Source organism: Streptomyces sp. NPDC047002 (assembly GCF_040704505.1).
Taxonomy (GTDB): domain Bacteria; phylum Actinomycetota; class Actinomycetes; order Streptomycetales; family Streptomycetaceae; genus Streptomyces.
The window spans coordinates 79,421-104,362 of sequence record NZ_JBEYWC010000009.1; the positions used below are offsets into that span (position 1 = coordinate 79,421).

Sequence of the window (24,942 nt, forward strand, 5' to 3'; positions counted from 1 at the left end):
AGAAGTCGCAGTGTCACAGAAAAGGAATGACGCCCATGTGTCTGGCAGTTCCGGGGCGGGTGCTCAGCACCGCCGAGAGGGACGGCACCGTGATGGCCGATGTGGACTTCGGCGGGGTGCGCAAGGAGGTGTGCCTCCAGTACATCCCCGACGCCGCGGTCGGCGAGTACGTCATCGTGCACGTCGGCTTCGCGATCCAGCGCCTCGACGAGCGTTCTGCGCTCGACACCCTCGCCCACTTCGACCGGCTCGGCATGCTGGAGGAGGAGTTCGGCGACGGCTTCGAGCGCGCCGCGCTCCAGGCGGGCGCCCCGCCGGCGGGCGACGCGCCGCCGGCGCAGACCCCGGGGGAGGCCGTCCGATGAAGTACCTCGACGAGTTCAGCGACCCCGCCCTGGCGCGCAAACTGCTCGACCAGATCCACGCCACCGTCACCCGCCCCTGGGCGCTGATGGAGGTCTGCGGCGGCCAGACCCACTCGATCATCCGGCACGGCATCGACCAACTCCTGCCCGAGGGCGTGGAGATGATCCATGGTCCGGGCTGCCCGGTGTGTGTGACACCGCTGGAGACCATCGACAGGGCCCTCGCGATCGCCGCAAGGCCCGGCGTGATCTTCTGTTCGTTCGGCGACATGCTGCGGGTGCCGGGCAGCGGCCGCGACCTGTTCTCCGTCAAGAGCGCGGGCGGCGACGTGCGGGTCGTGTACTCCCCGCTGGACGCGCTGCGGCTGGCGAGAGAGCACCCGGACCGCGAGGTCGTGTTCTTCGGGATCGGCTTCGAGACCACCGCGCCCGCCAACGCGATGGCCGTGCACCAGGCGGCGCGGCTCGGCCTGCGCAACTTCTCGCTGCTGGTCTCGCACGTCCTCGTGCCCCCGGCGATCGCCGCCATCATGGAGTCCGCCACCTGCCGGGTGCAGGGCTTCCTCGCCGCGGGCCACGTGTGCAGCGTGATGGGCACGGGCGAGTACCCGGCGCTCGCGCGGCGCCACCGGGTGCCGATCGTCGTGACCGGCTTCGAGCCGCTCGACATCCTGGAAGGCGTGCGGCGCACCGTACTCCAGCTCGAACAGGGCCGCCACGAGGTGGAGAACGCCTACCCGCGCGCCGTGCGCGACGAGGGCAACGCCCCGGCCATGGCGATGCTGCGCGACGTGTTCCAGGTGACCGACAGAACCTGGCGCGGCATCGGCCCCATCCCGCGCAGCGGCTGGGAACTCGCCGACAAGTACGCGGAGTTCGATGCCGAGCGGCGCTTCGACGTGACGGGCATCCGCACCGCGGAGTCCGCCCTGTGCCGCTCGGGCGACGTGCTCCAGGGGCTCATCAAGCCCCACGAGTGCCCGGCCTTCGGCAAGGAGTGCACGCCGCGCAATCCGCTCGGCGCGACGATGGTCTCCTCCGAGGGCGCCTGCGCCGCCTACCACGCCTACCGCCGACTCGACCTCGTGGACGCCAAGTGACCGACACCACGCCCCTCGTCCCCGCAGCCGTCCCCGCGCCGGGCGCGGCGCCGACGCCCGCGGCGGGCCTCGACTTCGAGAGCTGGACCTGCCCGGCGCCGCTGCGCGACACCCCGAACGTCGTGATGGGGCACGGCGGCGGGGGTGCCATGTCCGGCGAGCTGGTCGACCACCTCTTCCTGCCCGCCTACGGCGCTGCCGCGGCAGCCGAACTGGGCGACTCCGCCGTCCTCGACGTCCCGGCAGGCGGTCGGCTCGCCTTCTCCACCGACTCGTTCGTGGTGAAGCCGATGTTCTTCCCCGGCGGCTGCATCGGCGACCTCGCGGTCAACGGCACCGTCAACGACCTCGCGATGTCGGGGGCCGTACCGCTGTTCCTCTCGACCGCCTACATCCTCCAGGAGGGCACCTCGCTCGCCGCGCTCGACGGGATCGCCCAGGCGGTCGGCGCGGCGGCGCGCGCCGCCGGGGTGCGGCTCGTCACCGGCGACACCAAGGTCGTCGACAGCGCGGGCGGCGACGGCGTCTACGTCAACACCTCCGGCATCGGGGTGGTCCCCGAAGGCGTGGACATCGGCCCCCGCCGCGCCCGGCCGGGCGACGCCGTCCTCGTGAGCGGGGACATCGGGGTGCACGGCGTGGCCGTGCTCAGCTGCCGTGAGGGCCTGGAGTTCGGCACGACCGTCGAGAGCGACACCGCGGCCCTGCACGGCCTGGTCGCCGACATGGTCGCGACCGGCGCCGACCTGCACGTGCTCCGTGACCCCACCCGCGGCGGCGTCTCCGCCTCGCTCAACGAGATCGCGCGCGCATCCGGCGTCGGCGTGGAGCTGGTGGAGCGCGACCTGCCGGTGCCCGAGACGGTGCGCGACGCGTGCAGCGTGCTCGGCCTCGACCCCCTCCAGGTCGCCAACGAGGGCAAGCTCGTGGCCGTCGTGCCGGGGCAGGCGGCCGACGAGGTCCTCGCGGCGATGCGGGTGCACCCCCTCGGCGCAGGCGCCCGCAGGATCGGCACCTGCACGGCGGAGCACCCGGGCACGGTCGTCGCACTGACCGGCCTCGGCGGGACCCGGGTCGTGGGCCTGCCGATCGGCGAGCAGCTGCCCAGGATCTGCTGAGATGAGCGACGAGGGAGCCCTGCTGTTCGCGCGGTACGCCTACCCGCCCAACGAACTCGGCTACTGCGGGCCGCCCGACGCCTCCGCGCTGCTGCGGGCCGACGTGCCCGGCGGCATCGCGCGCAGGGCGAGGGAGTTCGAGGGCGCCTGGTGCTACCTGGAGTTCCTCGCCGAGACCGCGGGCGTCGCCGACCCGCTCGACCCGTATGTCGTCGAGGCGTACTGGATCGGCAACGCGCTGCTGGAGCGCGCCGACCCGGCCGCGCTCGTCGAGCGGATGCGGGACCGGTTCCGCGGCCAGTCGGGCGGCACCTGGCGGGCGGCGGGGGACGCGGCGCGCGCCCACCACAGCTTCCAGGTCTTCGACGTCTACCCGTGGGCAGGCCTGCTGGGGCCCGCGGGCAACCCGACCGCGCTGAACGTGCTCGACCGGTGCCGCGTCAGGACGGGCGAGGTCCGTGCGGTCGAGGGGGAGAGCGCCGTCGTCCGCTCCCGCCCGCTGGTCTGGGACCGGGACCGGGCGGCGGTCACCGCGGGGCCCGCGCTGTGCGAGACGGTGCGGTGGTCGATCGGCGGCAGGTCGCTCATCCCGCCGCCCGCGCAGGGCGCCCTGGTGGCGCTGCACTGGGACTGGGTGTGCGACGTGATCACCGAGGACCAGCGGGAGTGGATCGAGACGCTGGAGCGCCGCCGTCTCGCGCGGCTGCCCGCGCCCGCCGGATGACCGGCGTGGCCGGGGCGCGGCAGCCCGCGCGCCCCGTCCCGCGGCCGTCGTAGCGGCGGCCGTGCTCCTGGAAGCGGGGCCCTAGAAGTAGTAGCGGGAGACCGAGTCGGCCACGCAGACCGGCTTCTCGCCGCCCTCGCGCTCGACCGTGACGCGCGCGGTCACCTGCACGGCGCCGTCGCCCGCCGCCGCCACGTCCGTCAGCACGGCGGTCGCCCGGAGCCGTGAGCCCACCGGCACGGGGGCGGGGAAGCGCACCTTGTTCACGCCGTAGTTGACGGCCATCCGCACGTTCTCCACCCGCAGCACCTGCGGCACGAGGGACGGCAGCAGCGACAGGGTGAGGTAGCCGTGCGCGATGGTCGTGCCGAAGGGGCCGGCCGCCGCCTTCTCCGGGTCCACATGGATCCACTGGTGGTCGCCCGTGGCGTCGGCGAACAGGTCGATGCGCTGCTGGTCGACCTCCACCCACGCGCTGTACCCGAGCTGTTCGCCGGTCCCTGCGCGCAGCTCGTCGGCGGAGGTGAAGGTCTTCGGCTCGGTCATGCCCCGGCTCCCTGGTGTCGTACCGATCGGTATGTGCCGGGCGCGCGCCACCGGCCGCCGCGGCCGCGCACGCGCTGCCCAAGCGCTTGCTCAGGATGATCGGGCCCGGCCGCGCCTGTCAACGAGCGCCCGGCGCCGAGCCGGTACGGGGTGCCGCGCCCCCGGCGCGGGGGCGCGCTGCCGCGCGGGTGCCGCCGTGGTGCGGGGCGGCACCGTCGCGCCGTTCGGTACGTACGGGCGTAGGGGGGGGCCTTACGCGTACCCGCGCTCCGCGCGCGGGGACCCGCGGGTCACGCGGCGGTCAGCGTCCTGCCCCTGGCGTGCTTGGCCTGCGCCAGCGCCTCCGAGGTGAGCACCGGCTGCGGCACGACGATGCCGCAGCCCGTGCAGACGGGTCCCGACCACGGCTCGTTGGACAGGTCGGGGCGCCAGACGATCTCGCGGGTCGCGCCGCAGACGGGGCAGGTCTCGCCGGGGCCGGACTCCAGGCCCGCGATCAGCCTGCGCAGTACCTCGGCGAGCGAGTCGGAGGGGTGCACCCGGGGGTCGTCGCAGCGGGCCACGCCGTTGCCGCCCCAGGTGAGCCGGTGCCAGTCGTCGAAGCTGCCGGGCCTGCGCAGCCCGTCGTGCTTCTCGCGCTTGCGGCGCTCGGCGAAGTCGACCTCGTACTGGAGCCAGACCGCCCGCGCCTCTTCGAGTTCGTCGAGCGCCGCGACCAGCCGCGCGGGCTCGGGCGAGCGGTCCTCGGGTTCTATGCCGTGCCGCGCGCACAGGTGGTCCCAGGTCGCCCGGTGGCCGTAAGGGGCGAAACGCTCAAGGCACTTGCGCAGTGAATACCGCCGCAAGGCCAGATCGCAGTGCGGATCGCGGACTTGTCTCGCGAGGCTTCTGAATCCGGCCATCACATGCCACCTCCGTCAGTGGATCCCGGAACTCCGGCGTTGTGGAATGGACGTACGCCTGCCCCATTCGGCTCCATCAAAAAGAGGATGGGCGCAGCGGATATCCGACGGCCGACGTTTTTACCCGGGGATTACGCCCATGAGCTGCGGCTTTACAGGCGCATGACGACTGGCGTGCGAAAACTCCCCCCTTCGTTCACGGCTTCCGTGCGCCGAGGCCGCCCGGCTGCCCGCCGCGCGCGGGGCTGCCGGGCGCCTTCTTCTGGGCGGTCAGCGGTAGACGAGGTAGCGGCGCCGTACGGCGCGGAAGGCGGCAAGCTCCCGCTGCCAGGCGGCGACCACCTGGTCCGTGCCCGCCCCCGCGTCGATCATGGTGCCCACCCGGTCGGAGCCGGTGAGCGTGGCGATGTCGTTGTCCGCCCGCCAGGCGAAGTCCTTGTACAGCCGCTTCGCGGTGATCAGCAGGGCGATGCCGGTGCGTACCGCGTCGAAGGCGTCCCTGTCGTGGACGTGCAGCTGCACGCCGCCCACCGTCCGGCCGCTGAACTTCGAGAAGGTCGGCGCGAAGTACGCCTCGCGGAAGTGCACGCCCGGCAGGCCCTCGGCGCCCGCAGCCCGCGCCCACGCCGCGTCGAGCCCCTCGGCGCCCAGCAGTTCGAAGGGGCGGGCCGTGCCGCGGCCCTCCGACACGTTGGTCGCCTCGAACATGCAGGTGCCCGGGTAGACCAGCGCGGTGTCGGGCGTCGGCATGTTGGGGCTCGGCAGCACCCAGGGCAGCCCCGTCTCGTCGAAGTGCATCGAGCGCTGCCAGCCCGTCATCGTGACGGCCGTCAGCTCCGCCTTCTTCGCGAGGAACTCGCCGTTGTAGAGCGCGGCGAGCTCCGCGACCGTCATCCCGTGCTGCTGCGAGATCGGCTTGCGGCCCACGAAGGAGGCGAACTCCTCGTGCAGCACGGGGCCCGTCGCCTCCCGCCCGGTGATCGGGTTGGGCCGGTCGAGCACCACGAACCGCTTGCCGGCGAGCGCCGCGGCCTCCATGCAGTCGTAGAGCGTCCAGATGTAGGTGTAGAAGCGGGCGCCCGCGTCCTGGATGTCGAAGACGACCGTGTCCACGCCCGACCTGGTGAAGACGTCCGCCAGCGGCTGCCCGCTGACCTGGTAGGTGTCGTACACCGGGAGCCCGGTGGCCGGGTCCTTCGCCGTGCCCTCGCCGCCGCCCGCCTGCGCGGTGCCGCGGAAGCCGTGCTCGGGCCCGAACGCCGCGGTCAGCTCCACCCGGTCGTCGGCGTGCATCACGTCCACGATGTGCCGCACGTCGGAGGTGACGCCCGTCGGGTTGGTGACGACGCCCACCTTCTGGCCGGCGAGCAGCCGGTACCCGTCGGCGCTCAGCCGGTCGAAGCCCGTCATGACCCGGGCGGCGCCCGGCCGGTGCCGCACGGGCACGGGCGCCGCCGCCGCGGCGCCCGTGCCCGCCGCCGCGGCGCCCAGGGCGCCGCCCGCCGCGAGCAGACCTCGTCGGGACAGGTTCATGCCGCCACCTCCGCGCCGCCTGGAACGATCACTGGTGTCATGCCCACGCACCGTAGCCCGCGCCGCGGCCGGACGGAACGAGGCAGTCCCGGCGGAGGGGACGCGGCCCTTCCCCGATCACATACCGACTGGTTAGTCTGCCGGGGTCGGCAGTGCGGTCGACACGCAGCGGACGAGCAGCCGAGAGGCAGGTGCCGATGGAAACCGTCGAGGGCGCGCGGGTCGTGGTGACCGGAGGGGGCGGCGGCATCGGGGCCGCGCTCGCCCGCAGATTCGCCGCGGAGGGCGCCCGCGTCGCCGTCAACGACCTGGACGCCGCCAAGGCCGCCGCCGTCGCCGCCGAGATCGACGGCATCGCCGTGCCGGGCGACGCCTCGGCCACCGTCGAGGACGCGCGGGCCGCGCTCGGCGGCCGGGTCGACGTCTACTGCGCCAACGCGGGCGTCGGCACAGGCGGCGACCCGATGACCGACGACGCCGCCTGGCAGACCGCGTGGGACGTCAACGTCATGGCGCACGTACGGGCCTGCCGCGCCCTGCTGCCCGAGTGGCTGGAGCGCGGGGCGGGCCGCTTCGTGCCCACCGTCTCGGCCGCCGGGCTGCTGACCATGCTGGGCGCCGCCCCCTACAGCGTCACCAAGCACGGCGCGCTCGCCTTCGCCGAGTGGCTCTCGCTCACCTACCGCCACCGCGGCGTGCGCGTCCACGCCATCTGCCCGCAGGGCGTGCGCACCGACATGCTCGCCGCCTCAGGCGAGGCGGGCAGGCTGATGCTCGCACCCGACGCGATCGAGCCCGAGGCCGTCGCCGACGCGCTGTTCGCCGCGATGGCGGAGGACCGCTTCCTCGTCCTGCCGCACCCGGAGGCCGGGCGCTACGCGCAGGCCCGCGCCGCCGACCCCGACCGCTGGCTCGCCACCATGAACCACTACCAGCAGGAGCTGGAGACACGCGGGGGGAGCACGCGGTGACCGGGTCGATCTACGAGGCCAAGCCCTGGCTCGCCGTCCTCGACGAGGCCCAGCGCGCGCCCGTCCACCCCGCTGCCAGTGTGGTGCACGCCTTCCGCGCGTCCGCCGCGCGCACCCCCGACCACCCGGCCGTCGCCTACTTCGACGGGCGGCTCGGCTACCGCGAGGCCGACGAGCTCAGCGACTCCGTCGCCGGCCACCTCGCCGCCCGCGGCCTGGCACGCGGCGACCGCGTCGCGATCATGCTCCAGAACAGCCCGCAGTTCGTCCTCGCCCTGCTCGGCGCGTGGAAGGCGGGCGCTGTCGTCGTCCCCCTCAACCCCATGTACAAGTCGGCGGAGGTCGGCCACGCCCTCGCCGACGCCGGGGTCTCCGCGCTGATCTGCTCCGACCGCGCCTGGGAGGCGTATCTGCGCGCGTGCGCGGCGGCCGCGTCCGTACGGATCGCCGTGACCGCCTGCGAGCGCGACCTCCAGACCCGCGACGACCCGCGCGTCCTCGGCTTCGAGCGGCCGCCGCGCGCCGAGGACGCCGACGACCTGCTCGCCGTCGCCCGCCGGGGCCTGCCCGCGCCCGAGGGCCGGGACGCGGGCCCCGCGGACACCGCGCTCATCAGCTACACCTCGGGCACCAGCGGCCGCCCCAAGGGCGCCATGAACACCCACGGCAACATCATGTACAACGCCGCGCGGCAGGTGACGGGCCAGCGCGTCGCGCCGGGCTCCGTCTACTTCGCGCTCGCGCCCCTCTTCCACATCACCGGCATGGTCTGCGAGCTGGCCGCCTGCTTCACCAACGGGGGCACCCTCGCCCTCACCTACCGCTTCGAGCCCGGCGTGGTCCTCGACGCCTTCGCCGAGCACCGGCCCGCCTACACGGTCGGCCCCTCCACCGCCTACATGGCGCTCGCCGCGCACCCCGACGCGACCCCGGGGCACTTCTCCTCCTTCCGGCAGCTCAGCTCGGGCGGTGCGCCGCTGCCGCCCGCGCTGGTGGAGAAGTTCCGCGCCGCGCTCGGCCTCTACCTGCACAACGGCTACGGGCTCACCGAGTGCACCGCCCCCTGCGCCTCGGTGCCGCCGGGCGTCGAGGCGCCCGTCGACCCGGTCTCGGGGACGCTCGCGGTCGGCGTGCCTGGGCCCGACACCGTGGTGCGCGTCCTGGACGAGACGGGCGCCGACGTGCCCTTCGGCGAGCAGGGCGAGATCGCCGTGCGCGGGCCCCAGGTCGTCCCCGGCTACTGGCGGCTGCCCGGCGCGACGGACGAGGCGTTCCCCGGCGGCGAACTGCGCACGGGCGACATCGGCTTCATGGACGCCGACGGCTGGCTGTACGTGGTCGACCGCAAGAAGGACATGATCAACGCCTCCGGCTTCAAGGTGTGGCCGCGCGAGGTCGAGGACGTGCTGTACACGCACCCCGCGGTGCGCGAGGCCGCGGTGGTCGGCGTGCCCGACGCGTACCGGGGCGAGACGGTGAAGGCCTACGTCAGCCTGCGTCCCGGGGCCGCGGCGGACGGCGACGAGCTCGGCGCGTACTGCAAGGAGCGGCTCGCCGCCTACAAGTACCCGAGGACCGTCGTGGTCCTGCCCGAGCTGCCCAAGACGACGAGTGGGAAGATCCTCAGGAGGGAGTTGCGTTCCCCCAGGGACGACTAGCGGCGCGGCGGGAAAGGGCGGTGGCGGAACATGGCCAGGACGACCGGGGGCGACGGCGCTTCGCCGGTGCCCCAGCGGCTGCTGGCCGCCGCCACCCGCCTCTTCGCCGAGCGGGGCTACGACCGCACGTCGGTCCAGGAGATCGTGGAGGCGGCCGGGGTCACCAAGGGCGCGCTCTACCACTACTTCGGCTCCAAGGAGGACCTCCTCCAGGAGGTGTACGCCCGGGTGCTGCGGCTCCAGCAGGAGCGCCTCGACGCCTTCGCCGACGCCGACGCGCCCGTCGAGCGGCGGCTGCGGGAGGCGGCGGCCGACGTCGTCGTGACCACCATCGAGAACCTCGACGACGCGTCGATCTTCTTCCGCTCCATGCACCACCTCAGCCCCGAGAAGAACAAGCAGGTGCGCATGGAGCGCCGCCGCTACCACGAGCGCTTCCGCGCCCTGGTCGAGGAGGGCCAGCGCACCGGGGTGTTCTCCACGGCGACCCCCTCGGACCTCGTGGTCGACTACCACTTCGGCTCCGTGCACCACCTGTCCACCTGGTACCGCCCCGACGGCCAGCTCGGACCGCGCGAGGTCGCCGACCACCTCGCCGACCTGCTGCTGCGCGCCCTGCGCCCCTGACCGCACGCCCGGCGCCGTGCGCCGCGGCGCACGCGGGGCGGGCCCGCTGCCTATCATCAGGCATACGCCTTATTGGTCTCTTCGGGTATTTTCCCGGCCCCGGGGGCGTTACGAGGGCTCTCGGGCGAGTTAACGCCCGCATGGAACCACGTGAGTACTGGGACCGGAACTCGGCCCTGGCCGAGGCCTTCTGCGCCTGCGACGAAAAGGTACGGGAAGCACAGGCGCTGCTGGACGAACGCCAGGTGGAGCGCAGCCGCACCCTCGCGGCCTTCGCCGTCACCGTCGGCGACGACGGCACGGTCGCGAACCTGATGGGCCTCGGCGAGCGCGAGGTGCGCCTCGCCCGGCGCACGGTCGGCAAGACCGACGCCCGCGAAGTGGCGCAGGAACTCCTCGCCCGCACGCCCCAGGCGATCCACCGGGAGCTCGGCGAGGCGCCCAGGCCCGCGGCGCTCCAGGCGCCCGAGCAGGCCGAGCCGCCCGCGCTCGCGCAGTCCGTCCACGCCCCGCCCCAGGAACCGCAGGCCGTGACGGAGCCCGTGCCCACGGCCGTGCTGCCGCACCAGCGCAGGGAGAGCCTCGCAGCGCCGCCCCAGGACCCCCAGCCCCTCCAGGAGCCGGACGCAGAAGGCGCCGTGCAGTGGTCGCCGAGCATGGACTCCGTGCTGGTGTGGAGCTGGAGATCCAACCTCGACCTGCACACCGTCGCCGCCGAACTCGGCCTCGACCTGCGGACGCTGCTGCTGCGCACGCAGACCCTCGCGCAGGAGGGCAGGCTCGGCGCGGAGTACGAGGCGGTCCCCGAGCCCCCGCACGTCCCGCACGGTGACGACGCGCAGCAGGGCAGGCACCGCAGGCACTACACCGAGGGCTACGCCACCTTCGCCCACACCGCCTTCCCCGCCTACGCCTGAGCCCGCACCGGGGCCCGGGCGCCCGGCGGCGCGCCAGCCACGCCGCCGGTCCTTCCGCTACGCGTACCGGGCCAGCTCGCGGCGGGCGAGCGACCGCTGGTGCACCTCGTCGGGGCCGTCGGCGAGGCGCAGCGTGCGGGCGTGGGCCCACAGCTCCGCCAGCGGGTAGTCCTGGCTCACACCGCCGGCCCCGTGCAGCTGGATCGCCCGGTCGAGGATCTCCAGCACGGCGCGGGGCGTGGCGATCTTGATGGCCTGGATCTCGGTGTGCGCGCCCCTGTTGCCCACCGTGTCCATCAGCCAGGCCGTCTTCAGCACCAGCAGCCGCAGCTGCTCCACGGTGACCCGGGCGTCCGCGATCCAGTTCCGCACCACGCCCTGGGCCGCGATCGGCCTGCCGAAGGCCGTGCGCGACACCGCGCGCTCGCACATCAGGGCGATGGCGCGCTCCGCCATCCCGATCAGCCGCATGCAGTGGTGGATGCGCCCGGGGCCGAGCCGTGCCTGCGCGATCGCGAAGCCGCCGCCCTCCTCGCCCACCAGGTTGGCCGCCGGCACCCGCGCGTGGTCGAAGACGATCTCGGCGTGGCCGCCGTGGTGCCCGTCGTCGTAGCCGAACACGCGCATCCCGCGGCGGACCTCGACCCCCGGGGTGTCGCGCGGCACCAGCACCATCGACTGCTGGCGGCGCACGTCGGGCCCTTCGGGGTCGGTCTTGCCCATCACGATGAAGACCGCGCAGCCGGGGTTCATCGCCCCGGAGATGTACCACTTGCGGCCCGTGACGACGTACCCGTCGCCGTCCCTCTCGATGCGCGTCTCGATGTTCGTCGCGTCGGACGACGCCACCTCGGGCTCGGTCATCGCGAACGCCGAGCGGATCTCGGCCGCGAGCAGCGGTTCGAGCCACTGCTTGCGCTGCGCCGCGTCGCCGAACTGCGCGAGCAGCTCCATGTTCCCGGTGTCGGGCGCCGCGCAGTTCAGCGCCGCGGGGGCCAGCAGCGGAGAGCGGCCGGTGATCTCGGCGAGCGGCGCGTACTGGAGGTTCGTCAGGCCCGCGCCGTACTCCGTGCCCGGCAGGAAGAGGTTCCACAGGCCCTGGCCGCGCGCGGCCGCCCGGAGCTCGCGCACCACGGGCGGGACCGCCCAGGGGTCGGCGGCCGCCGCGGTCTGCTCGCGCAGCACGGGCTCCGCCGGGTACACGTGCGTGTCCATGAAGGCGAGCAGCCGCTCCCGCAGCTCCTCGGTACGGGCGTCGTAGGCGAAGTCCATGGTGAGTCAGCCTTCCTGGAGGGTGGTGAGGCCGTGCCTGATGAAGAGGGGGACCAGGTCGCCGATGCGGTCGAAGCCGCGGCCCACGGTCCTGCCCAGGGTGTAGCGGTAGTGGATGCCCTCCAGGATCACGGCGAGCTTGAACCAGGCGAACGCCGTGTACCAGGAGATCGCCGAGGTGTCCCGGCCCGAGCGGCGGGCGTAGCGCTCGACCAGCTCCGCGGGGTCCGGGTGGCCGGGGGCGCCGGCGGCGGTGCTGACGGGGGAGTCGGGCAGGTCGATCCTGACGCTGTACATGACCAGCAGGCCGAGGTCGGTGAGCGGGTCGCCGAGCGTGGACATCTCCCAGTCGAGCACCGCCCTGATCCGGTCGTCGCCGTCGAGCAGGACGTTGTCGAGCCGGTAGTCGCCGTGGACCACCGTGGGCGCGGGGGAGCGGGGCAGCGCGGCGCCGAGCGCGGCGTGCAGCTCGTCGATGCCGGGCAGGTCGCGGCTGCGGGACGCGTCGAGCTGCTTGCCGAAGCGGCGCAGCTGCCGGTCGAGGAAGCCGTCGGGCCTGCCGAAGTCCCCGAGGCCGGCGGCGTCGGGGGCCACCGCGTGCAGGTCGACCAGCGTGTCCACGAGGCCGAGCACCGCGGCCCTGGTCCGCTCGGGCCCGAGCGGCACCAGCTGCTCCGCCGTGCGGTACGGGGTCCCCTCGACGAACTCCATGACGTAGAACGGCGCGCCCGTCACCGACTCGTCCTCGCACAGCAGCAGCGTCCTCGGCACCGGCACGGGCGTGGGGTGCAGGGCGCTGATCACGCGGTACTCGCGCCGCATGTCGTGCGCGGTGGCGAGGACATGGCCGAGGGGCGGCCTGCGGACCACCCAGCGCCCGGCTCCCGGCGGCGCCCCCGCGTCGGTGACCGCGTACGTGAGGTTCGAGCGGCCCCCCTCGCACATGCGGGCCTCCAGGGGGCCGCGGACCAGGCCGGGCAGCTCGCGGTCCAGATGGGCGCGCAGCCGGCCGAGGTCGAGCCCCGGCGGGGGGACGTCGTTCACAGTCCGCTCCTTCGCGTGGTCGCGTGCCGGCGCGGCACGGCACGGTCGTCCCTCATGATGCCGACCGGTCGGTATGCCGTCCAGTCCGGGGGCTCTGGCGGCCGGATCCTCCACATGAATAGAGTTCACGTATGGATTCAGCGCTCACCGTCGACCAGGTCCGGCTCACCCCGATCCTCATCGCCGACCCTCCGCTCCTCAACACCCAGGGCGTGCACCAGCCCTACACGCCCCGGCTGATCGTCGAGGTGATCACCGCCGGTGGCGTCGTCGGCCTCGGGGAGACGTACGGCGACGGGAAGTACCTCGAACTCGCGCGGCCCCTCGCCGCCGCGCTCCCCGGCCACCGGATCACGGACGTGAACGGCCTCTTCGCCCTCGCCGACCAGGTGTGCGGCGCGTCACACCATACGGACACCGGCGTCGACGCGGGCGGCCTGCGCGGCGCCCAGACCCTCGACAAGCTCAGGCTCTCCGTGGTCTCGGCCTTCGAGGTCGCCTTCCTCGACGCGCTCGGCAGGCACCGCGGCGAACCGGTGCACGAACTCCTCGGCGGCAAGGTGCGCGACACCGTCGACTACAGCGCCTACCTCTTCTACCGCTGGGCCGCCCACCCCGCGGGCGCCCACCGGGAGGCGACCGCGGACGACGGCTGGGGCGAGGCCGTCGACCCGGCGGGCGTCGTCGCCCAGGCGCGCCGCTTCGCCGACACGTACGGCTTCCGCTCCTTCAAGCTCAAGGGCGGCGTCTTCCCGCCCGACGAGGAGATCGCCGCGATCCGCGCGCTCGCCGAGGAGTTCCCCGGCCAGCCGCTGCGCCTCGACCCCAACGGCGCCTGGTCCGTCCCGACCTCGCTGCACGTCGCCGAGCAGCTGGGGGACGTCCTCGAATACCTGGAGGACCCGGCGACCGGCACCGGCCTGATGGCGCAGGTCGCCGCCGGCACCTCCGTGCCGCTCGCCACCAACATGTGCGTGACCGCGGTGCCTGAGGTCGCCGAGGCGTTCCGGCGGGACGCCGTGCAGGTCGTGCTCTCCGACCACCACTACTGGGGCGGGCTGCGCCGCACCCAGGAACTCGCCGCTGTCTGCCGGGCGTTCGGCGTCGGCCTGTCCATGCACTCCAACACCCACCTCGGCATCAGCCTCGCCGCGATGACCCACGTCGCCGCGACCGTGCCCAACCTGGACTACGCCTGCGACAGCCACTACCCCTGGCAGACCGAGGACGTGATCACCGCACGCCACACCTTCGAGGGCGGCGCGCTCACCGTCTCCGACGCGCCCGGCCTCGGCGTGGAGCTCGACCGGGAGGCGCTCGCCGCACTGCACCGCCGCTGGGCCGAGGACGACGGGACCATGCGCGAGCGCGACGACGCGGCGGCCATGCGCACGGCGCACCCCGACTGGCAGCGCCCCGCCCTGCCCCGCTGGTGAGCGCCGCACCGTACGTCGGGGGCCGGGCGACGGCCCGCCCCTGACGCGCCTCAGGCGTGGCAGGCGACCGGCCGGCCGCCGTTCGCCGTCACCATGTCGCCGAACACCACAAGCGGGTCGAGCTCGGCGCCCTCGGGCAGGCCGTCGAGCTCCGCGTACGCGCGGTGCAGGTTCGCCACCAGCCGCTCACGCTCGGGCAGCGCGGCGAACTCCCCCAGGTCCGTGGCGTGCGCGAGTTCGAGTGGGGTGAGCCCCTTCGCGTGCCCGGCGCGCGCCACCTCGCCGACGAACCGCAGATAGCGCTCCGTCGCGTCGTACACGGACGGGTCGGTGACCGGCCCGTGCCCCGGCACCACCACCTCGGCGTCCAGCGAGCGCAGCACGTCGAGCGCCCGCAGCGACCCCGCGAGCGAGCCGTTGAAGATGAACGGCGTGCCGCCGTTGAAGACCAGGTCGCCGGTGAACACCACGCCCTGCGACGGCAGGTGGACGATCGAGTCCCCCGTGGTGTGCGCAGCGCCCGGGTGCACCACCCGCACCTCGACGTCCCCCGCGTACAGGGACATCCGCTCGCTGTACGTGACCGACGGTGCGACCAGCGGCACCTCGCCGAACTCCGTCTCGGGCCACACGAGATGGAGCTGGTGGCCGGCCGCTATCTGCTCGCTGCGGCACGTCTCGTGCGCGACCACCGTCGCCTCGGGCGCGAACACGCTGTTGCCGTAGGTGTGGTCGCCGTGGTGGTGGGTGTTGACCAGGGTGCCGGGCAGCGGCAGTCCCTCGGCGAGCAGCGCGTCGCGCAGCCGCCGCGCCCGCCGCTCGGTGACCGCGGTGTCGACGAGCAGCGTGGTGTGCCCGTCGCTCACCACACCGGCGTTGTTGAGGCACCAGCCGCCGTCCGGCTGGACGTACGCGTGCGCCTGCGGCGCGACACGGACGAGATAGGGCTCCATTGCGGGCATCGCTGGTCCTTCGGTACGGCGGTGTCGGGGACGGCGGACCGCCCGGCCGCGCCGCCGGGCGGTGGGAAAGGCGCGCGGCGGCCGGACAGAAAAGGCGCCGCCCGCTGCGCAGCTTGCCAGGTCGACGGGGCAGGTGGCCAGAGCCGCCCGTCCCACGCGCCCGGCGGGAGGCCTCAGCCGCGCTCGCGCACGAAGCGCTCGTACCGCTCGTAGGCGGCGCGCCCGTCCGGCACGAACTCCCAGGGCTCCGCGGGGCCCGCGCCGCCCGGCGGGACCTCGCCGCGCAGCCGCGCCGCGACCTCCGCGTGCGGCAGGAAGGCGTGCCAGGCGACCTCCTCGGCCTGCGGGCGCACCGGCAGCGTGCAGCGGACCTCGTAGACCGCGGCCCACCACGAGCCCGGCCCGTCCTGCGCCTCGTACAGGAAGCGGAACAGCGGGGTGGGGCGGGGCAGCCCCGCGACCCCGAGCTCCTCCTCGGCCTCGCGCAGCGCCCCGTCGTCGTAGCTCTCGCCGACGCCGAGAACGCCGCCGACGAACACGTCGTAGAGCGAGGGGAAAGCCAGCTTCACCGCCGTCCTGCGGTGCACGAACAGCCGGTCGCGCTCGTCGCGCACCAGCACGAAGGCGGTGCGGTGGCGCAGGCCGCGCGCGTACACCTCGCCCCGCGTCGCCTGCCCGACGACCCGGTCGTCCGCGTCGACGACGTCCACCATCTCGTCCTCAGGAGCCATGGCCCCATCCAATCAAACGCCCGCGCGGCCGGGTTCCCGGCCCCGCGCCGCCGCGAGGTTGACTTGTTACCGGCGCGTACCGAAGATCGGACGACCGGGCAGTGTGGACTCCGAGGACGGGGAAGCATGGCGTACGACGCAGATGTCATCGTGATCGGGGCCGGTCTCGCGGGCCTCGTGGCGACCGCGGAACTCGTCGAGGCGGGACGCCGTGTGATCCTGCTCGACCAGGAGCCCGAGCAGTCGCTCGGCGGCCAGGCGCACTGGTCGTTCGGCGGCCTCTTCCTCGTGGACTCCCCGGAGCAGCGCCGCATGGGCATCAGGGACAGCAGGGACCTCGCCCTCCAGGACTGGCTGGGCACCGCGGGCTTCGACCGCCCCGAGGACCGCTGGCCGCGCCGCTGGGCCGAGGCGTACGTCGACTTCGCGGCCGGCGAGAAGCGCGCCTGGCTGCACCGCCGCGGCGTCCGCTTCTTCCCGCTCGTCAACTGGGCCGAGCGCGGCGGCTACGACGCCACGGGGCACGGCAACTCCGTGCCGCGCTTCCACATCACCTGGGGCACGGGCCCCGGCGTCGTCAGGCCCTTCGAGCGGCGGGTGCGTGAGGGCGTCGCCAAGGGCCTGGTGACGCTGCGCTTCCGCCACCGGGTCACCGCTCTCTCCGCCACCGGCGGCCACCTCGACACCGTCACGGGCGAGGTGCTCGCACCCAGCTCGGCGCCGCGCGGCACGCCGAGCAGCCGCACCGCGGCCGGGGCGTTCGCACTGCGCGCCCAGGCCGTCGTCGTCACGAGCGGCGGCATCGGCGGCAACCACGACCTGGTGCGCAGGCAGTGGCCCCAGCGGCTCGGCACCCCGCCGAAGCACATGGTCACCGGCGTGCCCGCGCACGTGGACGGACTGATGCTCGGCATCGCGGAGGAGGCGGGCGCCCACCACATCAACCGCGACCGCATGTGGCACTACACCGAGGGCATCCAGAACTGGAACCCGATCTGGCCGGGCCACGGCATCCGCATCCTGCCGGGGCCCTCGTCGCTGTGGCTCGACGCGCAAGGCCGGCGGCTGCCCGTACCGCTGTTCCCCGGCTTCGACACGCTCGGGACCCTCGAACACATCGCGCGCAGCGGGTACGAGTACACGTGGTTCGTGCTCGACCGCCGCATCGTCGGCAAGGAGTTCGTGCTCTCCGGCTCCGAGCAGAACCCCGACCTCACAGGCCGGTCCGTGCGCGGCGTCCTCGACCGTGCACGCGCCGAGGTGCCGGGGCCGGTGCGCGCGTTCATGGACAAGGGCCCCGACTTCGTCGTGTCGCGGGACCTGGCGGCCCTGGTCAAGGGCATGAACAACCTCACGGATGAGCCGCTGATCGACGCCGCCGAGCTGCGCCGCGAGATCGTCGCACGCGACCGCGAGGTCACCAACCCCTACACCAAGGACCTCCAGATCACCGCGCTGCGCGGGGCCCGCAGGTTCTGGGGCGACCGGCTGATCCGCACCGCGCCGCCGCACCGCATCCTCGACCCCGCCGCAGGACCGCTCGTCGCCGTGCGGCTGCACATCCTCACCCGCAAGTCGCTCGGCGGCCTGGAGACCGACCTGTCGTCCCGCGTGCTGACCGCGGCGGGCGACCCGCTGCCCGGCCTGTACGCGGCGGGCGAGGCGGCGGGCTTCGGCGGCGGCGGCGTACACGGCTACCGCTCGCTCGAAGGGACCTTCCTCGGCGGCTGCCTCTTCTCCGGCAGGGCCGCGGGCCGGGCCGCGGCCAGGGCCACGGCCTGAGGCGCCGCGGGCCCGGCGCGCCAATTGTTTACGGAAGTCTGACGTCCCCGGCCACGGGCGGCCTGCGGGGCCCCGGCGGGTGTTGAATCGGCGGAGTGAACGACGCGTACGGCGACGGCCGGCCGGGCAGCGGACCCGGCGAGGACGAGGGGGCGGCCACGGGCCGCAAGGGGCCTGCCGTGGGGCGGCGGGTGCTGCTGGGGACGCTGGCGCTCGGCGCGGGCGGCCTCGCCGCCGCCCCGTACCTCCAGAGCGGCCTGGAGAAGTTCCTCGGCGCCGCCTCCCAGGTCGACCCCACCGGGATCAGCAACCTGCTGCCCAACGGCGGTGGCTTCCGCTTCTACAACGTGGCGGCCTCGGTCCCCACGAAGACCGCGGCCACCTACCGGCTGACCGTCGGGGGCCTCGTCGAGCGCCCCCGCTCGTACACCCTCGCGGAACTGACGGCGCTGCCGCAGGTGCGCACCGACCTCGACGTGCAGTGCGTCACCGGCTGGCGGGTGCCGAAGGTGCCGTTCGAGGGCGTGCGGGTCTCCGACCTGCTGGACGCGGCCGGGGTCAGGGCCGAGGGCCGCGCCCTCCGCTTCACCTGCTTCGACGGGACGTACAGCGAGTCCCTGACGCTCTCGCAGGCGCGCAGGAACGACGTGCTCGTCGCGCTGCGGATGCAGGGCAGGCCCATCACCAAGGACCACGGCGGCCCGGTCAGGCTGTACGTGGCCCCGATGTATTTCTACAAGTCGGCGAAGTGGCTCTCCGGCATATCGGTCACCGACAAGGTGGAGCCCGGTTACTGGGAGGAGTACGGCTATGACGTCGACGGATGGGTCGGCAGGTCGAACGGCCGCGACGACGAGCCGACCGTCTGACGCGGCCGCCGCCGGGGACATCAGGCGCTTCAGCCGCGCGGAGCGCCTCGTGCACCGCACCACGAGCTGGCTGATGCTCCTGTGCGTGGGCTCCGCGGCCTTCCTCTACGTACCGCAGCTCGCGGAGCTGATCGGCCGGCGCCACCTGGTGGTGACGGTCCACGAGTGGTCCGGGATCCTGCTGCCCGTGCCGTTCCTCGCCGGCCTCGCCTCGCGCGCCCTGCGCCGCGACCTGGAGCGCATCAACCGCTTCGCGCCGTACGACAGGGAGTGGCTGCGCGCGGTGCGCAGGCGGTGGAACTGGGCGGGCGCGCGGCCCGCGGGCAAGTTCAACGCCGGGCAGAAGATCTACGCGTCGTGGCTCGCCGGTGCCACCGTCCTGATGGTCTTCACCGGGCTGCTGATGTGGTTCACCGGCCTCTTCCCGCTCGTCTCGCGCACGAGTGCCACCTTCATCCACGACTGGCTCGCGCTCGCCGTCGGCATCGTGCTGTTCGGGCACATCGGCATGGCCTTCAAGGACCCGGAGGCGCGCCGCGGCATGCGGACCGGCTCGGTGGGCCGGGCCTGGGCGCGGCGCGAGCACTCCGAGTGGGAGGACGAGCGGGCCGCGGAGCGCGCGGCGGAGGCACGGGAGGCGGGCCGCTGATCCACCGGGCGGCCACCCGGCCGTCCACGCGGCGGCGGCCGGTCCGCGCACGGCTTCCCGTACGCGGACCGGCCGCACCGCACCGCGGGCCGGGGAGGCTCCCGGCTAGACGACCAGGGAGAGCAGCAGGACGCAGCCGAGGCCGACCACCGACAGGATGCCCTCCATCACCGACCAGGTCTTGACCGTCTGGCCGACGTCCATCCCGAAGTACCCCTTCACCAGCCAGAACCCGGCGTCGTTGACATGACTGAAGAACAGCGAGCCCGCGCCGACCGCCAGCACCATCAGGGACACATGGGTGGTGGACATGCCCTGCGAGAGCGGGCCCACGAGACCGGCTGCGGAGATCGTCGCCACGGTGGCTGAGCCGGTCGCGATGCGGATGGCGACCGCGATCAGCCAGGCGAGCAGCAGCGAGGGGATCGACCAGTCCTTGGTGACGTCCAGGATCATCTGGCCCACGCCCGCGTCGACCAGCACCTGCTTGAAGCCGCCGCCCGCGGCCACGATCAGCATGACGCCGGCGATCGGGGCGAGCGACTCCTCTAGCAGCACCGAGAGCTTCTGCCGGCCGAACCCGGCCGCGCGGCCCAGCGTGAACAGTCCGACGATGACCGCGATCAGCAGCGCGATCAGCGGGTTGCCGATCACGTCGGCGACCCGCTGGCCGGTGTTGGCCGGGTCGTCGACGACGATGTCCACCAGAGCCTTCACGAGCATCAGCGCGACCGGGAGCAGCATGGTGCACACGGTCGCGGGGAACGCGGGGCGCTTGTCGAGGGAGTCGGAGGGCCGCTCGGGGATCATGCTCTCCGGCGGGGTGACGTCCACCCAGCGCGCCGCGTACTTGGAGAACAGCGGACCGCCGATGATCACCGTGGGGACGGCCACCACGAGGCCGAGCACCAGCGTGATGCCCAGGTCCGCGTGGATCGAGCTGATCGCGGCGAGCGGGCCGGGGTGCGGCGGGACCAGGCCGTGCATCGCCGACAGGCCGGCGAGCGCCGGGATGCCGATCCGGATCGCGGAGAAGTTGCCGCGCTTGGCGACCAGCAGCACGACCGGGATCAGCAGCACGAGGCCGATCTCGAAGAACAGCGGCAGGGCCACGATCGCCGCGATCAGGACCATCGCCCACGGCATCGACCTGCGTCCCGCCTTGGCGAGGATGGTGTCGACGATCTGGTCGGCGCCGCCGGAGTCGGCGAGCAGCTTGCCCAGCATGGAACCGAGCGCGATCAGCACGCCCACGCTCGCCACCGTCGCCCCGAGCCCGGTGGAGAAGCTGGTGATCACCTTGTCGAGCGGCGCGGACGCCGTGGCGCCGAGGGCCAGCGAGCCCAGGGTCAGCGCGAGGAACGCGTGGAGCTTGAAGACGGTGATGAGGACGACGAGAACGGCGATCCCGACGAGGACGGCGATCCCCAGTTGCGCGTTCCCCGCCGAGGAGATCAGCGGGGGGTCGGCGGCAGCCAGCATCTCGACATTGAGACCGGTCATGGGTGCTTCCTTCTACATCCCGGGCAGCGCGCGCAGCGCGGCTACCGCCCTTTCGGCTATTTCGTGGGGGGTACCGGACACGTCGACTGCGACGCCCCGCTCGTCCCCGGCCAGCGGCTGGAGAGTGGCGAACTGCGAGTCGAGCAGCGTGGACGGCATGAAGTGCCCCTTACGCTCCGCCATGCGCTTCCCGATCAGCTCACGGTCGCCCGTGAGGTGCAGGAAGACCACGCCGGGCGCCGCGGCCCGCAGCCGGTCGCGGTAGGCGCGCTTGAGGGCGGAGGAGCTCACGACGCCCCCGCAGCCCGCCCGTTCGTGCGCCCAGCGGCCGATGGCGTCGAGCCACGGCCAGCGGTCCTCGTCGTCCAGGGGCCGCCCCGCAGTCATCTTGGCGATGTTGTGCGGCGGGTGGAACGCGTCGCCCTCCGCGTACGGGACGCCGAGCGCCTCGGCGACCAGGGGGCCGATCGTGGTCTTCCCGGTGCCCGCTACGCCCATCACCACCACTACGTGGGGGCCGTGCATGCCTGCCTCGCTGTCTTCGTCGGCAACGTCGTGTCGCGCCACTGAACCCCATCAGGTATGACGTAATCAAGAGAGTGTGATGGAAACGTAGTACTTATTTTTTGCGTGAGATGCGGCGTACGCACCGTAAGCTGGGGCCATGAGCGAAGAAGGCCGAGGTCAGCACAGCCGCGTCCTGGACGCCCTCGGCCTCGCCATCACCGCCGGCGAATACCCGCAAGGCGGTGTCGTACGCACCGACGAGGTCGCCAGGGACTTCGACGTGTCGCGCACCGTCGTCCGCGAGGTCGTCCGCGTCCTGGAGTCCATGCACCTGGTCGTCTCGCGGCGCCGCGTCGGTGTGACCGTGCGCCCCGCCGACGAGTGGAACGTCTACGACCCCCGCGTCATCCGCTGGCGCCTCGCCGGCGCCGACCGCCCGCGCCAGCTGCGCTCCCTGACGGTGCTGCGCTCCGCCGTCGAACCGGTCGCCGCGGGGCTCGCCGCCCGCCACGCCACCCCCGAGCAGTGCGCCGGACTCACCGAGCGCGCCCTCGGCATGGTCGCCACCTCGCGGGGCCGCCGCCTCGAGGAGTACCTCGTCCACGACATCGCCTTCCACCGCATCGTGCTGACGGCCTCGGGCAACGAGATGTTCGCCCGCCTCGGCGACGTCGTCGCCGAGATCCTCGCGGGCCGCACCCACCACCAGGTGATGTTCGAGGACCCCGACCCGGCCGCCGTCACCCTGCACGTCCAGGTCGCCGAGGCGGTGCGGGAGGGCCGTGCCGACCGCGCCGAGGAGCTGACCCGGCAGATCGCCGTGGGCGCCCTCGAGGAACTCGACGTCCTGGCGCCCTGAGCGGCGCAGGCGCGCCATACTCACCTGTGGACGAGATCGTTCCGTGCCGCCAGGGGTGGCGGCAGCGGTGAGGAGAGGCGGGTCTGGCATGGCGCAGCGCGTGCGGGGTGTGGTGGCACCGGGGAAGAACGAGCCGGTGCGGATCGAGACCATCGTGGTGCCCGACCCGGGCCCGGGGGAGGCGGTGGTGAAGGTCCAGGCGTGCGGGGTGTGCCACACCGACCTGCACTACAAGCAGGGCGGCATCAACGACGACTACCCGTTCCTGCTCGGCCACGAGGCCGCGGGCGTCGTGGAGTCGGTCGGCGAGGGCGTCACCGAGGTGCGGCCCGGCGACTTCGTGGTGCTCAACTGGCGTGCGGTGTGCGGCCAGTGCCGCGCGTGCCTGCGCGGCCGCCCCTGGTACTGCTTCGACACCCACAACGCCCGGCAGAAGATGACGCTGGCGGACGGCGCCGAGCTGACGCCCGCCCTCGGCATCGGCGCGTTCGCCGAGAAGACGCTGGTGGCGGCCGGCCAGTGCACCAAGGTCGACCCCGAGGTGTCGCCCGCGGTCGCGGGCCTCCTCGGCTGCGGGGTGATGGCCGGGATCGGCGCGGCCATCAACACCGGCGCCGTGGGCCGGGGCGACTCGGTCGCCGTCATCGGCTGCGGCGGCGTGGGCGACGCGGCCGTGCTCGGCGCGCGCCTCGCGGGCGCCGCCAAGGTCATCGCGGTCGACATCGACGACCGCAAGCTCGCCAAGGCACAGGAGATCGGCGCCACCCACATCGTCAACTCCCGCTCGAAGGACGCCGTGGAGGCGATCCGCGAGCTCACCGGCGGCTTCGGGGCCGATGTGGTGATCGAGGCGGTCGGCCGCCCCGAGACCTACGAACAGGCCTTCTACGCACGCGATTTGGCCGGCACCGTCGTCCTGGTCGGCGTGCCCACGCCGGAGATGAAGATCGAGCTGCCGCTGCTCGACGTCTTCGGGCGCGGCGGCTCGCTGAAGTCCTCCTGGTACGGGGACTGCCTGCCGTCCCGCGACTTCCCGATGCTGATCGACCTGCACCGGCAGGGCCGCATCGACCTGGGCGCGTTCGTCACCGAGACCATCGGACTCGGCGACGTGGAGGCCGCGTTCGCCCGCATGCACGAGGGCGACGTCCTGCGCTCCGTGGTGGAGCTGTGATGGGGGCCCGCATCGACCACCTCGTCACCTCGGGGACGTTCTCGCTCGACGGCGGCACCTGGGACGTCGACAACAACGTGTGGATCGTCGGCGACGACACCGAGGCCATCGTGATCGACGCGGCCCACGACGCGGCGGCGATCAAGGCGGCGGTCGGCAGGCGGACGCTGAAGGCCGTGGTGTGCACCCACGCGCACAGCGACCACGTCGACGCCGCCCCCGCGCTCTCCGCCGCCACCGGCGCCCCGGTCCTGCTGCACCCGGACGACCTGCCGCTGTGGAAGCTCACCCACCCCGGCGAGGCGCCGGACGGGCAGCTGGCCGACGGCCAGGTCATCACCGTCGCGGGCACGGACCTCACCGTGCTGCACACACCGGGCCACGCGCCGGGCGCGGTCTGCCTCTACGCGCCCGACCTCGGCACGGTCTTCACCGGGGACACCCTCTTCAAGGGCGGCCCAGGCGCCACGGGACGCTCCTTCTCGGACTTCCCGACGATCGTCGCGTCCATCAGGGAGCGCCTGCTGGCCCTGCCGCCCGCCACCGTCGTCAGGACCGGCCACGGCGAGTCGACCACCATCGGCGAGGAGGCGCCCCAGCTGGAGGAGTGGATCGCCCGCGGCCACTGAGCCGCTGCCGCCGTCCGACGTGCGCGGTGCGCCCGCCGGCCCCGGCCTCAGCGCCCGGGCCGGTGGGCGAGCCGCAGCCCGCTGGTGAACCGGTGCTCCTCGCCCGTCAGCGGGTCGGTGAACTCCAGCCGCTTGGCCAGGAGTTGGAGCGGACTGTGGTAGTCGTCGCCGGCCTCGCCAGGCGCACTTCCGCCGGCGCAGGCATCGCGCCCGTACAGCGGGTCGTACAGCAGCGGCAGGCCGAGCGCGCTCATGTGGACGCGCAGCTGATGGGTGCGGCCGGTCGCGGGGACGAGGCGGTAGCCCGCCAGGCCGCCGCCGCGCGCCGCGAGCTCGACGAGCGTCTCGCTGTTGGGCGGCGCGCCGGGCACCTCGTACGCCCGCAGCACGCCGCGCTCCTTCTCGATCCGGCTGCGCACCGTGCGCGGCAGCCGTAGCGCCGGATCGTACGCGGCCACCGCCTCGTACTCCTTGCGCACCCGGCGCTCGGCGAACAGCCGCTGGTACGCGCCGCGGTCCGCCGGGCGCACCACGAACAGCACGAGCCCCGCCGTCAGCCGGTCGAGGCGGTGCGCCGGCTGGAGCGACGGCAGCCCGAGGTCGCGCCGCAGCCGCGCGAGCGCCGTCTCGCGCACATGCCCGCCGCGCGGGGTGGTGGCGAGGAAGTGGGGCTTGTCGGCGACCACGATCCGCTCGTCGCGGTGGACCACGCCGACCGGGAAGGGCACAGGGGGCTCGGGCGGCACGTCCCGGTGGAACCACACGTGCAGACCGGGCGTGTACGGCGTGGCCGCGGTGATCGCGCGCCCCTCAGCCGTCACGAAGCGGCCCTCCAGGACCATCTCCCCGATCCGGTGCGCCCCGGCGGCCGGGCCGTAGCGCGCCGCCAGGTGCTCGCCGACCGTCCCGTAGCGGCCCCCGGGGTCGGCGGGCAGCCGCACCCGCACCGCGTCGACGCCGTCGCGCTGCGGAAGCGGTGAGGCCGGGGTCCGGTTTCTGCGCGCCACACCGGAAGCCTACGGCGCCGCGCCGCCGCCCGGCGGCGCCCACCGGGCCCGGGGCGG

General features: G+C 73.7%; 25 protein-coding genes. 15 read left to right on the plus strand and 10 right to left on the minus strand.

The window, feature by feature from the left end:
- Nucleotides 1-35: 35 nt before the first annotated feature.
- The 4 genes from AB0910_RS11675 (at nt 36) to AB0910_RS11690 (ending at nt 3,307) form a co-directional block, all read left to right on the plus strand.
- Nucleotides 36-365, plus strand: a complete 330-nt coding sequence (locus tag AB0910_RS11675) for a HypC/HybG/HupF family hydrogenase formation chaperone (RefSeq protein ID WP_366744365.1) — start codon at nt 36-38, stop codon at nt 363-365.
- Complete coding sequence (hypD, locus tag AB0910_RS11680) at nt 362-1,465, plus strand: hydrogenase formation protein HypD (RefSeq protein ID WP_366744366.1); 1,104 nt, start codon at nt 362-364, stop codon at nt 1,463-1,465. Before AB0910_RS11675 ends, hypD begins: the two co-directional genes overlap by 4 nt.
- A 125-nt stretch (nt 1,466-1,590) precedes the next feature.
- Complete coding sequence (hypE, locus tag AB0910_RS11685; protein ID WP_366744484.1) at nt 1,591-2,583, plus strand: hydrogenase expression/formation protein HypE; 993 nt, start codon at nt 1,591-1,593, stop codon at nt 2,581-2,583.
- 1 nt (nt 2,584) lies between these two features.
- On the plus strand, nt 2,585-3,307 hold the full coding sequence (locus AB0910_RS11690; RefSeq protein ID WP_366744367.1) for a DUF6390 family protein: 723 nt from the start codon (nt 2,585-2,587) through the stop codon (nt 3,305-3,307).
- Between the two features lie 81 nt (nt 3,308-3,388).
- On the opposite strand, the gene AB0910_RS11695 is transcribed toward AB0910_RS11690, so the two are convergent.
- The 3 genes from AB0910_RS11695 to AB0910_RS11705 all read right to left on the minus strand — a co-directional run bounded on the left by AB0910_RS11695 (nt 3,389) and on the right by AB0910_RS11705 (nt 6,288).
- A complete protein-coding gene (locus AB0910_RS11695; protein WP_366744368.1) occupies nt 3,389-3,853 on the minus strand; it encodes a MaoC family dehydratase in 465 nt (154 codons plus the stop codon).
- 290 nt (nt 3,854-4,143) lie between these two features.
- Entirely contained in the window at nt 4,144-4,755 is a 612-nt protein-coding gene (locus AB0910_RS11700) for a hypothetical protein (RefSeq protein WP_366744369.1), read from the minus strand.
- A 270-nt stretch (nt 4,756-5,025) separates the two neighbouring features.
- Complete coding sequence (locus AB0910_RS11705) at nt 5,026-6,288, minus strand: DUF1343 domain-containing protein (RefSeq protein WP_366744370.1); 1,263 nt, start codon at nt 6,286-6,288, stop codon at nt 5,026-5,028.
- 197 nt (nt 6,289-6,485) lie between these two features.
- On the opposite strand from AB0910_RS11705, the gene AB0910_RS11710 reads away from it, so the two are divergent.
- The 4 genes from AB0910_RS11710 (at nt 6,486) to AB0910_RS11725 (ending at nt 10,461) form a co-directional block, all read left to right on the plus strand.
- A complete protein-coding gene (locus AB0910_RS11710) occupies nt 6,486-7,259 on the plus strand; it encodes an SDR family oxidoreductase (RefSeq protein ID WP_366744371.1) in 774 nt (257 codons plus the stop codon).
- A complete protein-coding gene (locus AB0910_RS11715) occupies nt 7,256-8,917 on the plus strand; it encodes an AMP-binding protein (protein WP_366744372.1) in 1,662 nt (553 codons plus the stop codon). Before AB0910_RS11710 ends, AB0910_RS11715 begins: the two co-directional genes overlap by 4 nt.
- A gap of 30 nt (nt 8,918-8,947) precedes the next feature.
- The gene (locus tag AB0910_RS11720) at nt 8,948-9,544 is read left to right on the plus strand and encodes a TetR/AcrR family transcriptional regulator (protein WP_366744373.1); all 597 of its coding nucleotides are present in this window, start codon (nt 8,948-8,950) and stop codon (nt 9,542-9,544) included.
- 140 nt (nt 9,545-9,684) lie between these two features.
- Nucleotides 9,685-10,461: a hypothetical protein gene (locus AB0910_RS11725; RefSeq protein ID WP_366744374.1), complete on the plus strand. Its 777-nt coding sequence runs from the start codon at nt 9,685-9,687 to the stop codon at nt 10,459-10,461.
- 57 nt (nt 10,462-10,518) lie between these two features.
- On the opposite strand, the gene AB0910_RS11730 is transcribed toward AB0910_RS11725, so the two are convergent.
- A complete protein-coding gene (locus AB0910_RS11730; RefSeq protein ID WP_366744375.1) occupies nt 10,519-11,733 on the minus strand; it encodes an acyl-CoA dehydrogenase family protein in 1,215 nt (404 codons plus the stop codon).
- Between the two features lie 6 nt (nt 11,734-11,739).
- Nucleotides 11,740-12,777: a phosphotransferase family protein gene (locus AB0910_RS11735; RefSeq protein ID WP_366744376.1), complete on the minus strand. Its 1,038-nt coding sequence runs from the start codon at nt 12,775-12,777 to the stop codon at nt 11,740-11,742.
- A 131-nt stretch (nt 12,778-12,908) separates the two neighbouring features.
- On the opposite strand from AB0910_RS11735, the gene AB0910_RS11740 reads away from it, so the two are divergent.
- Nucleotides 12,909-14,213 carry a glucarate dehydratase family protein gene (locus AB0910_RS11740; protein ID WP_366744377.1) on the plus strand — a complete coding sequence of 435 codons (1,305 nt, stop codon included), beginning with the start codon at nt 12,909-12,911 and terminating at the stop codon, nt 14,211-14,213.
- Between the two features lie 50 nt (nt 14,214-14,263).
- Here the strand turns inward: AB0910_RS11740 and AB0910_RS11745 are convergent, their stop codons facing one another.
- A complete protein-coding gene (locus AB0910_RS11745) occupies nt 14,264-15,175 on the minus strand; it encodes an MBL fold metallo-hydrolase (protein ID WP_366744378.1) in 912 nt (303 codons plus the stop codon).
- 173 nt (nt 15,176-15,348) lie between these two features.
- Nucleotides 15,349-15,906 (minus strand): NUDIX domain-containing protein, encoded by a 558-nt coding sequence (locus tag AB0910_RS11750; RefSeq protein ID WP_366744379.1) that lies wholly within the window; start codon nt 15,904-15,906, stop codon nt 15,349-15,351.
- Between the two features lie 126 nt (nt 15,907-16,032).
- Between AB0910_RS11750 and AB0910_RS11755 the strand changes: the two genes are divergently transcribed.
- The 3 genes from AB0910_RS11755 (at nt 16,033) to AB0910_RS11765 (ending at nt 19,206) form a co-directional block, all read left to right on the plus strand.
- Complete coding sequence (locus AB0910_RS11755; RefSeq protein WP_366744380.1) at nt 16,033-17,688, plus strand: FAD-binding dehydrogenase; 1,656 nt, start codon at nt 16,033-16,035, stop codon at nt 17,686-17,688.
- A gap of 179 nt (nt 17,689-17,867) precedes the next feature.
- The gene (locus AB0910_RS11760; RefSeq protein ID WP_366744485.1) at nt 17,868-18,557 is read left to right on the plus strand and encodes a molybdopterin-dependent oxidoreductase; all 690 of its coding nucleotides are present in this window, start codon (nt 17,868-17,870) and stop codon (nt 18,555-18,557) included.
- Entirely contained in the window at nt 18,499-19,206 is a 708-nt protein-coding gene (locus AB0910_RS11765) for a cytochrome b/b6 domain-containing protein (protein ID WP_366744381.1), read from the plus strand. The genes AB0910_RS11760 and AB0910_RS11765 overlap by 59 nt, the downstream gene beginning before the upstream one ends.
- Before the next feature lie 105 nt (nt 19,207-19,311).
- Here AB0910_RS11765 and AB0910_RS11770 read toward each other — a convergent pair whose 3' ends face one another.
- Nucleotides 19,312-20,709: a gluconate:H+ symporter gene (locus tag AB0910_RS11770; RefSeq protein ID WP_366744382.1), complete on the minus strand. Its 1,398-nt coding sequence runs from the start codon at nt 20,707-20,709 to the stop codon at nt 19,312-19,314.
- Nucleotides 20,710-20,721: 12 nt separating this feature from the next.
- Complete coding sequence (locus AB0910_RS11775; protein ID WP_366744383.1) at nt 20,722-21,234, minus strand: gluconokinase; 513 nt, start codon at nt 21,232-21,234, stop codon at nt 20,722-20,724.
- Between the two features lie 139 nt (nt 21,235-21,373).
- Between AB0910_RS11775 and AB0910_RS11780 the strand changes: the two genes are divergently transcribed.
- From AB0910_RS11780 to AB0910_RS11790, 3 genes are all read left to right on the plus strand, one after another.
- Complete coding sequence (locus AB0910_RS11780) at nt 21,374-22,075, plus strand: FCD domain-containing protein (protein ID WP_366744384.1); 702 nt, start codon at nt 21,374-21,376, stop codon at nt 22,073-22,075.
- Nucleotides 22,076-22,163: 88 nt separating this feature from the next.
- The gene (locus AB0910_RS11785) at nt 22,164-23,249 is read left to right on the plus strand and encodes an S-(hydroxymethyl)mycothiol dehydrogenase (protein WP_366744385.1); all 1,086 of its coding nucleotides are present in this window, start codon (nt 22,164-22,166) and stop codon (nt 23,247-23,249) included.
- Nucleotides 23,249-23,878 (plus strand): MBL fold metallo-hydrolase, encoded by a 630-nt coding sequence (locus AB0910_RS11790; RefSeq protein WP_366744386.1) that lies wholly within the window; start codon nt 23,249-23,251, stop codon nt 23,876-23,878. Before AB0910_RS11785 ends, AB0910_RS11790 begins: the two co-directional genes overlap by 1 nt.
- Nucleotides 23,879-23,925: 47 nt before the next feature.
- Here the strand turns inward: AB0910_RS11790 and AB0910_RS11795 are convergent, their stop codons facing one another.
- A complete protein-coding gene (locus AB0910_RS11795; protein ID WP_366744387.1) occupies nt 23,926-24,885 on the minus strand; it encodes a pseudouridine synthase in 960 nt (319 codons plus the stop codon).
- Nucleotides 24,886-24,942 lie beyond the last annotated feature (57 nt).